The organism is Paenibacillus glycanilyticus, assembly GCF_051200795.1.
Lineage (GTDB): Bacteria > Bacillota > Bacilli > Paenibacillales > Paenibacillaceae > Pristimantibacillus > Pristimantibacillus glycanilyticus.
Window position 1 is genome coordinate 5,179,572 of the sequence record NZ_CP195155.1, and the last position, 12,708, is coordinate 5,192,279.

Sequence of the window (12,708 nt, forward strand, 5' to 3'; positions counted from 1 at the left end):
TAACGAAGGTTAGTCTTCGATTCGATCGGTTCCTTCTATTATAATCGAAGCAGGCTGGGGGGAAAAGTCTATTGGCAGCCAAATGACAAACGTGGACCCTTCTTCCTCCATCGTCGTCACCTCAATCGAGCCGCGGTGCTCATCGATAATCCATTTGGCTATGGACAGACCAAGCCCCGTGCCAACGGTCTTGCCGCGCGATTCGTCCGCCCGGTAGAACCGGTCGAAAATATGAGGAACCTCCTTCGGATTCATGCCGATTCCCGTATCCTTAATAATAATGCCAAGCTGGTTCTCCCGGCGTGTCGCCGACATCTCGATCCAGCCGCTCGGCGTATATTTGAACGCATTCTCTATGAAGATAAACAGCAGCTGCTGCAAATAATCCGCATTCCCGTGTACCTGGTATCCGTCCAGCGCGGTCAAATCGCCAATCCGCCACTCCGCATTGCGAGGCAAGAGACCCGCTCTCCGTCCTACTTCTTCCACGATCGGCAGCATAGGCTGCGTTGTTTTTTCCATCTCGTACCCCGCATCCGCTCTTGCCAGAGCTAGAAGGTCGTTAACGAGAGTGGACATCCGCCGCGCCTCCGCCGCAATATCCTGCATGGCTTCGTTAGACAGCTCATAGCGCTGGGAATCGAGCGCCAGTACAATATCTCCCGCTTCATCCGGCTCAAGCGTCTTGGACCACATCCGCTGCAGCAGTTCAATATTGCCGCGAATCGTCGTCAGCGGAGTACGAAGCTCATGCGACGCATCCGAAACAAACCGTCGCTGCGCTTTATACGATTCGTCCAGTCCGTTATACGCCATTTCAATGCGGGATAGCATAATATTCAGTGTGTAGACCAAATGGCCAATCTCATCCTTAGGACCCTCAATCGGAATCCTCACGCTCAAATCGGAACCGCTCTGAATTTTTTCGGTAGCGTGGACGACCCGTTCGATTGGCTGAAGAGCTTTGCGCGCCATAAAAAGACCAACAGTAAAGGCAATTATAAGGCATATCAAAGAAGACAATATAAGAATAACCCGAAGTCCGGCCAAATAGTTCTCTTCGCTTGCTACAACAGTACCAACCTGAAGCAGGCCAATTAACGTCCCGTCCGTATTGTTGGGAATTGGTTTTTGATAGATTAGAAAAGCAACTTCACCTGCATTTGTATTCAAAACCGCTTTTTTATAGCCATAATCCGGATTGGTCTTGGCTTCTGGGATTGGGAACTTAATTCCATTTATTTGAAGCTCGCCAGAGGTTTTTATAACGCCTTCTTTATAGTTGACTAATTGCACGTAAAAATCTTTCTCGTAAAAAGGGGAATTCCTTTTAATGTTCAGGTCAATCTGATTTAATCCGTTCTCGTATTTCACGATATCATAGGAATCGGCCTGATCTCGAAGCTGCGTCTTTGTATCGTCGTACGTATTCATGTTTACGAAAAAATAAATCGCTACGCATAACACGATTAGCGCTGCCGCAAGAATACCGGAAAACCATAAGGTCAGACGAAGCCTGATCGTCATGTGAAATCAACCCTCTCCCCGCAGTACATAGCCGGTTCCGCGTACGGTCTGAATAATCCGCTTGGCCCCGCCTTCCTCCAGCTTCTGGCGCAGCATCGCTATGTACACTTCAAGTACATTGGACTCGCCGCTGAAATCATAGCCCCAGATCTTCTCCATAATGGCATCTCGCGTCAATACGCGGCGCGGATTCTGCATGAATAAGAGCAATAAATCGTATTCCTTCGCGGTCAGCTCGATTCTTCTGCCGGAACGGATGGCTTCGCGGGAATCCAGATCCAAGGCCAGATCGTCAAATACGATCTTGTTGCTGCTGGATTCGTCAATCTTGTCCGATTTGCGGCGCAGCAAAGCACGGACCCGGGCCAGAAGCTCCTCCAACGCAAAAGGTTTGATCAAATAATCGTCCGCGCCCGCATCAAGCCCTTTTACCCGGTCCGAAATATCGTCTTTCGCGGTCAGCATAAGAATAGGCACGGTGCTTCCGCCTTCCCGCACGCGGCGGCATACTTCCCAGCCATCTACCTGCGGCATCATGACATCCAATATCAGCATGTCCGGGTCCGCTGTTAAAAGAAGCTTCAAGCCTTCCATTCCGTTACCGGCCGTTGATACTTCATAACCTTCGAAAGCAAGGCTTCTTCTGAGCAACGAAGTGATTTTCTCGTCGTCGTCCACGACCATGATGTGTTGTCTCATTTTCTACTCTCCCCTTGTATAGCTTATCTTTTCTAGAAAAGAAGCGCAGAGACTTTCCTCTGCGCTTACTTTACCTGCTTACTCGGCGTTAAATTTGTTTTTGTCGCCAATCTCTACTTTAAGATCCATTTTTTCGCCTCTGCGGATAATGTTCAGTACGGCTTTATCACCGACTTTATGTTTCTTGATCTCGTCAATCAGCGCCTGCGTGCCATTAAACGTTTTGCCGTCAATACCTACGATGACGTCGAATTGCTTCAGATCGGCGATGTAGGCCGGAGAGTTGTAGTATACGTTGCTGACAATCGAGCCTTGCGCTTTATCCATGCCGAGCTGCTTCGCAATCGCATCCGTTACGTCGCCAAGCTCTGCGCCGATGAACGGAACCGGCTCTTTCGGTACTTCCTTATTGTTTTTGAGCGTATCCAGAACTTCCTGGATGGTGCTTGTCGGAATCGCAAAGCCAATGCCTTGCGCCTGCGAGCTGACTGCGGTGTTAATCCCAACAACCTCGCCATTCACATTCAGGAGCGGACCGCCGGAGTTGCCCGGGTTAATGGAAGCATCGGTTTGGAGCAAATGTTTGTACTCCCGTGTACCGTCCGTATCCTGAATATCGATTGGACGTTCCTTCGCGCTAAGCACGCCTACGGTTACGGTATGGTCAAATCCATACGGGTTGCCGATCGCAACGACCCAGTCGCCGATGTTGATTTTGTCCGAGCTGCCAAGCGGCAGTGTAGGGAATGCTTTATCGCCCGTAACCTTCAGTACGGCAAGGTCAAGATTAAAGTCGGATCCCAGAAGCTCTGCCGTAAACGGCTTGTCATAGCCTTGTACCGTTACTTCGATTTTATCGGAATCCGCAACAACGTGCTGATTCGTGAGAATATAACCGTCCGATTCAAAGAAGAAGCCTGTGCCAATTCCCGCTGCCTGCAGATTGCTGTCGTCTTTCTTGTTATTGTCCTGCTGCTGATTCGCGTCCGGCGCATCCTCGCCGAAAAACTGACGGAAGAACGGATCATCCAAAATGCCGCCACCGCCGCCATTGCTTCGTGTTTGCGGCTTCACGTACGTCTCGATCTTTACAACAGCAGGGCTCGCTTTCTCGAATAGAGAAGCAATGTTGTCCGGTCTTGCCGCCGCTACGGAAGCGCCTCCGTTGCCGCTAGGCGAACCGGATGCCGTTGAACCAGAGCCCTCGTTAGCCGTGCTGTCCTGCTTGGAGGAAAATACCGAGTTGCTGGTAAACCAGTTATTCGTATCCGAAGCGTACATCAATCCGCCCATCAAGCCGCCAACCACCACAACGCCGGCGAGGAAAGAAACAAACATTCCTTTAATCGGGCTTTTCTTGCGCGGTTCGCGGTTCTGCCAACCGCTTTTGCCGGATTGCTGATTATAAGTAAAAGGTCTCATCGGCACCGGAGGCGTTACTTCAACCTTTGGCTGTTCCAGCTCAGGCTCGCTGTCGCCGGATGCCGCCGTGTAATAATCCTGAGGATTAGACCGGGACGGAACGTTCGCTCCGTTATCGTCTTGCGCCGAAGATTTGAAAGGCCCGTATGAATAATAGTAGGAAGTTTTACCCGGAGCTTCCGATCCTTCAGCCGTTGATGCCGTGTTGTCTTCTTCGCGCGGATTGTTGTCATCATCACCATTAGCACGATTTTGAAAGAAATCGTCGTATTTTTTGTTCTGATCGTCCATTTCCGTTCTCCTCCTTGATCTATTCCGTTAAAGCAGCCGAATCTTTCATTCATCGGCGCTTAATTCCTGTATTCCTATCATGCACATTCTACCTTAAAACAAACTTAAAATGAATTAAAACGAACATAAAAAAAACGCCTGACGACGTTATTTCTATGCACTTTTCGTATGACTCTACCAAACTCCCCATTTCTCAATAGGGAGTTTGGCGTGCGATATTCTATTGGGGGAACAGTCTTTCGACCTCTTTCAGAACTTCCTTCGCCTTGCCTATCCACTTCTGGTCGACATGGGCATCCGGATCGGAAGGCGCCTGGAACTGGTCGAATAACGCTCCTACTACGCGGGCACTTGCCTCCGGATCATTGCCCTCTTGATACTCATGCCTTAGCACATAGGGCTGCGCAAACGTAATAACGGCATTCGTATCCGCGTTTATATCCACTACGCTGCCATTCGTCACTTGAAACGGCAGACGAAGCCAGACTTTATTCTCTTCATCAAGCGCCCGGTCAAAGGAACCGTTCGTATAGTCCCAGTTGCCCCCGAGCGAGAATTGATGCTGCTCCAGCCAGTCTCTGGAATCGGTAAATGCTTGCTGACGGGCTTCCAGCGATGAGGATAATGGAATCATGACCGTTCATCTCTCCTTTAGCGTGTAGAGTGTGTATAACTCTCATGCATATATAACCACTAAAGGATAATATGTCCCACCGTTTGACCGTTTATGTGTTTTTGACCCAGCCTTTGCGATGGGCGAGCACCGCCAGCTGCGTCCGGTCCTCCAGCTCGCATTTCATCAGCAGATTGCTGACATGGGTTTTGACGGTTTTTACGCTGATATGAAGCTCTTCGCCAATCTCTTTGTTGGAGCGTCCTTCCGCGATCAGCAAAAGCACTTCCTTCTCCCGCTCCGTCAGCTCCTCGTCCCCCGATTGGGCCGTACGCTGGCGAAGACCCCTTGTAAGAGCTTGCGACACATCCGCCGTCATAACCGGCATGCCTTTGACTGCCCCGTGAAGCGCATAGATCAATTCTTCCGCCGATACGGTCTTCAGAACATAGCTTACCGCTCCGGCTTCAATGGCCCCGTATACCTTGTCGTCTTCCAGGAAGCTTGTAAGCATGATAATCTTCAGATTCGGATACTTGGCAATCAGCTGCCTGGTCGTCTCGATTCCGTCCATGCCCGGCATCATCAAATCCATCAGGACAACATCCGGTATGCCGGAAGGCAGACCCGCCTCCAGCAGCGAAATCGCTGCCTGCCCGCTGCCCGCTTCAGCTACGACTTCAAATTTGGGTTCCAGCATTAAATACGTGCGCAAGCCCGTTCTCACCATGTCATGGTCGTCCACAATCATAACTTTTAACGTATTAGTCTCGCTCATCGTTTTCATTCCTCCGCCACATTTTCGGTATCGTAACCTTCACTCTGGTGCCGCTGCCCGGCTTGCTTATAATTTCGGCAAGACCGCCCAGCTGCTGGGCACGTTCCTGCATCGTAGACAATCCGTACGATCCGCGTCTTACCTGATCGGCCCGGAAGCCCGCTCCGTCGTCCTGCAGACTAAGCACAACCTGCCGCTCATTCTCCGTCAGACTTAGCGAACAGCTCTGCGCACCGGAATGCTTTACGACATTCGCCATTGCCTCCTGAACGATCAGGAACAGCTGATGCTCCTTGGCTTCCGTAAGCGGTTCTGTCAACCGCCAGTCGAATACGCCCTGCAGACCGTTCTGCCGGCAATAATCCGGAAACCATTTATCAAGCGCCTCCAGCAGCGTACGCCCTTCAAGCTCCATCGGCCTAAGCTGCGCGATAAAGATCCGCATCTGCTTCTGCGCGAGCGTTGACATCTGAATAAGCTGCTCCAGAACGGAAGCAGCCCGCTCCCTGTCGATTTCCTGAAGCTTCGGCAGCGAGGAAGCACACATATGCATGGCGAACAGCTGCTGGCTGACCGTATCGTGCAAATCCCTTGCCAGCCGTTTGCGTTCCTCCTGAACCGCAGCTTCATTGGAAGCCGCTTGCGACATCACCTGTTCTTCGCCGGTCATCTGAAGACGTTTCATTCTCTCTTCCATCAGCTCGGCAAGATCGTTAAATTCACGGTACAGCTCCGAAAAGGAAAAATCGCCGGATTCCGTAATCCGAACCTGGAAATTCCCGTTGACCGCTTGCTTAAGCGCAAGCTGAAGCGTATCGATCCGTCTCTGAATATGCTGGCCCGTCCAGTACCCGAAGCCTGCGCTGACAAGCAGAAAGACGGACACTGCGCCATAGCGCACTTCCGTCTGCACATTGTCTCCGTCTGCCAATCCAACCCACACGGCGATTCCAAGCAGCAGCGCGGTTACGGAAGAAGCCACAAACATCGTGAGCAGCTGCCATTTGCCGCCGCGGAACAATCGTACGATCATAACCGTCTATCCCACCTTCGTCACACGAACATCGCCGACGAACGTGCTAACGACGAGTTTGATTTTTTTATCCGTCTCCTCATAGTAAGGGGAATGAATATGGATGCTCTTGAACATTCCGCCTTCCTTCTGGCCCAGAATCTTTACGTCCCCCACAAAAGCACTCGACACGACCTGAACGCCTACCTCGTAATCGTTAGGCACATAGACCTTGACATCGCCTATAAAGGAAGAGATGCAAATCTTCGTCTCGCCAAGCGGTATCTGAGCTTTCGTTAAATCTACAATGGTATCGCCGATAAAATGCGAAATATTAAGCGGCTTCAGCTCCCAATAATCCTGGCCGATGTGAATATCCCCGATAAATCCCGATCTAGATTGCGCATGCGGATCGTGGTTCCAGTATTCAAAAGAGCCATGCTTCGCCCGGTGACGATGCTCGCGGATATGCTCCCTTACTTGCTGCTTATGCTCCCGGATATGACGCTTTTGTTCATGAAGCTGACGGCGAAATTGCTGTCTCATGTCATGATGCCTCATGCGATGCAGCGGTTCTTCTCGGAAATCCCCGGCCGGCTCGCCGCGTTCATTCCTTCCATTAAAAGCAGAGGAATCTTCTTCGCCGGCGGAATCCTGGCTTCCGTCCGCGCTGCCCGGTTTCGTAGGATCCGGATGAAGCGGAGGAGCCGACGGCACTTCGCCTTTATAATCGGTATAAGCATTGTACGATTTCCACTCGTCTTCGTATTGCGGAGGTTCCTGGTGACGGTGCCGCGGACGGCGCAAGAAGTTAATGCCCACCAGGATGATGATGATCGGCCATGCATAGGAAATGATATCGCTGAACGACCAGGCGAACCATTCCAGATTATGACCCAGGAACAGAAAGCCGAGTATGATCATTACCCCTGCCCACCAGCCCGAGCCGTGACCCTGACGGCCCGCAAGCAGTCCATGCAATCCGATCCAGAGCAGCACGACCGGCCAATAATTGGAGATAATCTCGCCAATACTAATGTCGTAATCAATCATGCCCAGTTGTTTCAATAAGAAGAATACGCCAACGGAAATGATGACAAGACCAGAAAACAGCCGGTTTAGAAAGCTTCCATTCAATTTAGTCAACTCCCTGCCTGTACTTCAAAATGTCTTATTGCTACTTAGTATAGCTAATGAAAGAAGGGATATAAAGGGACGGCCGATTGAACTTGGCATCGGTCTCGAGACGGAGTTCAAAAGGGTTTGTCAGGTCATTTGCCAACTTTTCGAGTCCGAATTCTATAAATCTGTAAAAAAAAGTTAGACTGCGTCATAAAACATCACGCTAATACGTTGACATTACTTACTTCGGCTATTTATAATGGTTAGCGGATTCATAGAGACAGAGAAACCTTACATCAAATTAGACTATGAACAACGGGAGTTGAATCAATGGATGTAGCAGAACTGTCGAGAGGGCTGGATACCATATGGGTTGTCTTGACAGCAGCAATGATTTTGCTGATGGAAGGCGGATTTGCCCTGCTTGAGGCCGGATTTGTCCGGCAGAAGAATGCGGTTAGCATTATTATGAAGGTATTTGTCGACATTGTATTTGGTGCACTTGTCTTTTACTTCTTCGGTTTTGCCATCATGTATGGCAAAGACGTCGGCGGCTTGTTCGGCTCATCCGGTTTCATGCTTAACGGAGACTTGTCTCACATCAATCTAAATATTTCCCACGAAACCTACTGGCTGTTCCAATGCGCCTTTGTTATCGCCGTTATTTCCATCGTATCCGGAGCCGTTGCGGAACGAATTCATTTCCGGGCTTATATTTTACTTACCATCGCCATGACCGGGCTGATCTACCCCTTGTCCGGACATTGGGTATGGGCGGTGAACGGCTGGTTAGGCAAGCTGGGCATGATCGATTTTGCCGGATCGGCAGCAATCCATGCTCTGGGCGGATTCGCTGCGCTTGCCGCAACCTTGTTTATCGGTCCGCGGATCGGCAAGTTTTCGCCTGACGGCAAAGTAAATATCGTATCTCCATCTAATCTGCCGCTCGCATCGGTTGGCGCTTTTATTCTCTGGTTCGGCTGGTTCGGCTTTAACGCAGGCAGTACGCTTAGTGCAACCAACGCGGCAATCGGCCACATTGCCATAACAACGATGCTGTCCGCGGCATCGGGCGGCGCAATCTGTATTTTGTTTACGATGTTCCGTTACCGCAAAGCGGATCCGCCAATGGTGATTAACGGCTCTCTCGCCGGCCTTGTCGGGATTACGGCAGGCTGCGCCTTTGTATCCGACGGCGCTGCCATCTGGATTGGCTCTATTTGCGGGATTGCCATGGTTCTGGTTACGGAATACATGGAACGCAAACAAATCGATGATCCGGTCGGAGCTTTCGCCGTGCATGGCATAAGCGGCAGCATCGGCACCCTGGCCGTTGGATTATGCGCGATTCCCGAGCTGACCACAGGCGTCGGCAACGGCTACTACGGCCTTTTGTACGGCGGCGGCTGGCATCTGCTTGGCGCGCAAGCCCTTGGACTTGTCGTGATCGCAATTTGGGGATTTGGCCTAACATGGGCTGTATTATGGCTGATCCGCAAAGCGATGCCCGTTCGCGTATCCAAGGACGAAGAGCTTGTGGGCCTTGATGTCGGAATCCACGGCGTCCCTGCATACAGCCAGGAGAATGATTTTATCGATGTAGACCATATCACGAGAAAACCATAAAAATAACGGCGTTCCTCCGAAGGGGAACGCCGTTTATTTATAAGTATAAGGATTATCGATATAGTTCATTAACCAGGTCTCCGGAGACTGCTACGATATCTGTAGGCGACGATACCTGAATAGATCTTGCATGCTCAATCTCTAGCCGAAGCGCGCGAACCTGCTCCATCGGTTTTCTCACGAAATGGATGTATTCAACGGCCAAATGATGATCCGGCTTCCGGCCATGCAATAACCGGCGCAACGTGGACATCGACTGGTAAGCCCGTTCTTCCTTCAGACGCCGCTTCTCATAACGTTCAACCATTTGCTCGATTTCCGCGATTTCCTGCTCCTTCTTCGTTACATACGCATCGATAAAGGGCAGCACTTCAGCTGCTTTGCGATGATGGGTCGAAGAATGATTCGTATGGATAATTGGATCGGTCATGTCAACTCACCTGTCTTCATTGCGTGATTATTTATTACATACCTAATCATACAACAAAGATTCGCTCTTGAAAACTCAATTTATGTAACATTAGAAAAATTGACATAAACAATATTTTCAAATCAATAACCTTTCGTTGCACTTGCGGCAATCTTGGAAATTGAAGAAAAGAGGAACCAGAGAGGGTTCCTCTTGTTGATTGGTTTAAGTAGTTACTTCTGTGCTTTTTGAGTTGCTTGGTTAGCTGCTTTACCAGCTGTAGCATTTTGGTTCTGGTTGAATTCTTCAGCGAATTCTGCATTGTACTTGCTGCTTTGAGCTTTGTTGTTTTTATTTTTAGCCATGGTAGTCATTCACCTCCCCGTCCAACCTTAGTATGGCTGAGAGAAGGCGTATTATGCAGGTACGAAAGCAGAGGGATCACGACTCCAAATAGGTTTGCGGGATTGGTTTTCCCGCTTCCACGGCGCGGTTAATCTGGTTCAACCAGGACTGGGACAGCTTGCCGTTGCCTTTGCGGAGCACCTGAACATCAACCGTTCTTTTCCCCCACTGCTTGTATACATCTTTTATCGTCTCAAAGTATAAGTCGAGCCTGTGGCCTTTGATGGCCGAACCTGTATCCGCCACTACGCCGTAGCCATAGCCCGGGATATAGAGCAGAGTACCAATCGGGAACAGCTTTGTATCCGCCGCGACGGTCGATACTTGCCCCCTTCTGACTTTTACTCCGGAATAAGTGATTCCGTATTGCGGATGACCCGGACGCTTGCCGGTTGACTCATAACCAGCCGTATAACCGGTAGCTACGACCTGAACCGTTGACAGGGCCTGTTCCGCAATGGCTTCGACTGCTTCATTGCCGTTCTTGTTCTTCTTTGTTCCTTCATGAATTTCTTGCTTGGCTGCGGGTGCTGCTGCAAGGCTTGGAGCAGCAACTCCTCCTGTCAGCACGGCGGCTATCGCCAGGCTTGAAATTGTTTTTGTGCAAGTAAAAAAGCTTGTGACCATTTGGGCAGCTTCCTCCTCAGAAGAATATTTCCCAAACGGTCCAAGCTTTATGCAAGAGACTTAGATTGTTTTTGTTGCGATTTCGTTTTGCAGCAGCTCAACCAGCTCTGCTACTGGCTTAGCGCCAATATCGCCTTCGCCGCGCTTACGTACCGATACGGAGCCCGATTGCGCTTCGTTCTCGCCTACGACAAGCATGTAAGGCAGCTTCTCCAGCTGAGCTTCGCGGATCTTATAGCCAAGCTTCTCGTTGCGTAGATCGCTCTCAACGCGGATACCAGCCAGCTGCAGCTTCTCTTCCACTTCGCGCGCGTAAGCTTCGTACGCCGTGGATACCGGAATAACCTTCGCTTGAACCGGCGACAGCCACAGCGGCAGCGCGCCCGCAAAGTTCTCGAGCAGGAATGCAGTCATCCGTTCCATTGTACTGATGATACCGCGGTGGATAACGACCGGACGATGCTTTTTGCCGTCCTCGCCGATGTATTCAAGCTCAAAGCGGTCAGGCAGCAGGAAATCGAGCTGAGCAGTCGACAAAGTCTCTTCCTTGCCAAGCGCCGTTTTGATCTGAACGTCAAGCTTAGGACCGTAGAACGCCGCTTCGCCTTCCGCCTCGAAGAATGGCAGGCCAAGCTCTTCGACTACCTCGCGCAGCATACGCTGCGACATTTCCCACATCTCGTCGTTCTGGAAGTACTTCTCCGTATCCTGCGGATCACGGTACGACAAGCGGAAACGGTATTCCTTGATGCCGAAATCCTCGTAGACTTTACGGATCAGGTTAACAACGCGAGCGAATTCCTCCTTGATCTGATCCGGACGGCAGAAGATATGCGCATCGTTCAGCGTCATCGCGCGTACGCGGTGCAGACCCGTCAAAGCGCCCGACATCTCATAGCGGTGCATAGTGCCCATCTCGGCAATACGAACCGGCAGATCGCGGTAGCTTCTCATATCGCTCTTATAGACCATCATGTGATGCGGGCAGTTCATCGGACGAAGAACAAGCTCTTCGTTATCGAGTGCCATAAGCGGGAACATATCCTCGCTGTAATGCTCCCAGTGTCCGGAGATTTTATAAAGCTCCACGTTGGCGAGAACCGGCGTATACACATGCTCGTAGCCAAGGCGCTCCTCGAGGTCAACGATATAACGCTCCAGCGTACGGCGAACCTTCGCGCCGTTCGGCAGCCACAGCGGCAGGCCTTGACCAACCTCGCGGGAGAACGTGAACATTTTCAGCTCTTTGCCCAGCTTGCGGTGGTCGCGCTTCTTCGCTTCCTCGAGGAAATGCAGATGCTCGTCCAATTCGGCTTTCTTCGCGAAAGCTGTTCCGTAAATACGCTGCAGCATCTTGTTCTTGGAGTCGCCGCGCCAGTATGCACCAGCCACGCTAAGCAGCTTAAAAGCTTTGATACGGCCAGTGGATGGCAGATGCGGTCCGCGGCAAAGGTCAAAGAATTCGCCTTGGTCATACATCGTAATAACCGAATCCTCAGGCAGGTCGCGAATCAGCTCAAGCTTCAGGTTGTCGTCAAGCTCGGTGAAAATCGCAAGCGCCTCTTCGCGGCTGACAACGCGGCGGCGAATATCGAGGTTCTCGTTAACGATGCGCTGCATTTCTTTCTCGATCTTAGTCAGATCCTCCGGAGTCAGAGACTGGTCCATATCGATATCGTAATAGAATCCGTCCTCGATCACGGGACCGATGCCAAGCTTCACGTTGGCGTTGCCATACAGGCGTTTGATGGCTTGGGCCATCAGATGGGCCGTACTGTGACGGTACACTTCAAGGCCGTCCGCCGAATCAACGGTAACGATCTCGATTGCCGCATCGGATTCGATTGGCGAGTATACGTCAACGACTTTGCCGTTGATTTTACCTGCAATTGCATTTTTGCGCAGACCCGGACTGATCGAGCCTGCTACTTCTTCGATTGTTGTTCCAGCCGCATACTCGCGAACCGCGCCGTCTGGAAAAGTAACTTTGATAGACATGGATTTCCCTCCTGAGAAAGTTGAGATAGCAGGCGGGATGAACGCAAAAAAAGCACGCATCCCGCAAAGGGACGAGTGCTTGATTACCCGTGGTTCCACCCTACTTCGACTGCTCTCTTGCATCTGAATTCAGACCATTAGCTGAGCAATCCTTGTATTGATCTGATAACGGAGACATC

At 50.8% G+C, this 12,708-nt stretch carries 12 protein-coding genes; 1 reads left to right on the forward strand and 11 read right to left on the reverse strand.

Features of this window, described 5'->3' with window-relative positions:
* Nucleotides 1-9: 9 nt before the first annotated feature.
* The 7 genes from ACR9FF_RS23305 to liaF all read right to left on the reverse strand — a co-directional run bounded on the left by ACR9FF_RS23305 (nucleotide 10) and on the right by liaF (nucleotide 7,479).
* Nucleotides 10-1,527, reverse strand: coding sequence for a sensor histidine kinase (locus ACR9FF_RS23305; RefSeq protein ID WP_435165310.1), 1,518 nt, complete (start codon nucleotides 1,525-1,527; stop codon nucleotides 10-12).
* A 6-nt stretch (nucleotides 1,528-1,533) separates the two neighbouring features.
* Nucleotides 1,534-2,226 carry a response regulator transcription factor gene (locus ACR9FF_RS23310; RefSeq protein ID WP_127493068.1) on the reverse strand — a complete coding sequence of 231 codons (693 nt, stop codon included), beginning with the start codon at nucleotides 2,224-2,226 and terminating at the stop codon, nucleotides 1,534-1,536.
* A gap of 78 nt (nucleotides 2,227-2,304) precedes the next feature.
* Nucleotides 2,305-3,939, reverse strand: a complete 1,635-nt coding sequence (locus ACR9FF_RS23315) for a S1C family serine protease (protein ID WP_435165314.1) — start codon at nucleotides 3,937-3,939, stop codon at nucleotides 2,305-2,307.
* A gap of 220 nt (nucleotides 3,940-4,159) precedes the next feature.
* The gene (locus tag ACR9FF_RS23320) at nucleotides 4,160-4,573 is read right to left on the reverse strand and encodes a YugN-like family protein (protein WP_127493072.1); all 414 of its coding nucleotides are present in this window, start codon (nucleotides 4,571-4,573) and stop codon (nucleotides 4,160-4,162) included.
* A 91-nt stretch (nucleotides 4,574-4,664) separates the two neighbouring features.
* Nucleotides 4,665-5,330 (reverse strand): response regulator, encoded by a 666-nt coding sequence (locus ACR9FF_RS23325; RefSeq protein WP_435165318.1) that lies wholly within the window; start codon nucleotides 5,328-5,330, stop codon nucleotides 4,665-4,667.
* Nucleotides 5,317-6,363: a sensor histidine kinase gene (locus tag ACR9FF_RS23330; RefSeq protein WP_127493076.1), complete on the reverse strand. Its 1,047-nt coding sequence runs from the start codon at nucleotides 6,361-6,363 to the stop codon at nucleotides 5,317-5,319. The genes ACR9FF_RS23325 and ACR9FF_RS23330 overlap by 14 nt, the downstream gene beginning before the upstream one ends.
* 6 nt (nucleotides 6,364-6,369) lie before the next feature.
* Nucleotides 6,370-7,479 carry a cell wall-active antibiotics response protein LiaF gene (liaF, locus tag ACR9FF_RS23335; RefSeq protein ID WP_435165322.1) on the reverse strand — a complete coding sequence of 370 codons (1,110 nt, stop codon included), beginning with the start codon at nucleotides 7,477-7,479 and terminating at the stop codon, nucleotides 6,370-6,372.
* Nucleotides 7,480-7,794: 315 nt separating this feature from the next.
* Here liaF and ACR9FF_RS23340 point away from each other — a divergent pair, with 315 nt between their 5' ends.
* Entirely contained in the window at nucleotides 7,795-9,090 is a 1,296-nt protein-coding gene (locus ACR9FF_RS23340; protein ID WP_201008697.1) for an ammonium transporter, read from the forward strand.
* A 52-nt stretch (nucleotides 9,091-9,142) separates the two neighbouring features.
* Here ACR9FF_RS23340 and ACR9FF_RS23345 read toward each other — a convergent pair whose 3' ends face one another.
* The 4 genes from ACR9FF_RS23345 to thrS all read right to left on the reverse strand — a co-directional run bounded on the left by ACR9FF_RS23345 (nucleotide 9,143) and on the right by thrS (nucleotide 12,529).
* On the reverse strand, nucleotides 9,143-9,520 hold the full coding sequence (locus tag ACR9FF_RS23345; RefSeq protein ID WP_435165326.1) for a hypothetical protein: 378 nt from the start codon (nucleotides 9,518-9,520) through the stop codon (nucleotides 9,143-9,145).
* Nucleotides 9,521-9,732: 212 nt separating this feature from the next.
* Nucleotides 9,733-9,864: a hypothetical protein gene (locus ACR9FF_RS23350; protein ID WP_268960382.1), complete on the reverse strand. Its 132-nt coding sequence runs from the start codon at nucleotides 9,862-9,864 to the stop codon at nucleotides 9,733-9,735.
* Nucleotides 9,865-9,940: 76 nt separating this feature from the next.
* Complete coding sequence (locus ACR9FF_RS23355; RefSeq protein WP_435165329.1) at nucleotides 9,941-10,531, reverse strand: 3D domain-containing protein; 591 nt, start codon at nucleotides 10,529-10,531, stop codon at nucleotides 9,941-9,943.
* Nucleotides 10,532-10,591: 60 nt separating this feature from the next.
* The gene (gene thrS, locus ACR9FF_RS23360; RefSeq protein ID WP_127493085.1) at nucleotides 10,592-12,529 is read right to left on the reverse strand and encodes a threonine--tRNA ligase; all 1,938 of its coding nucleotides are present in this window, start codon (nucleotides 12,527-12,529) and stop codon (nucleotides 10,592-10,594) included.
* Nucleotides 12,530-12,708 lie beyond the last annotated feature (179 nt).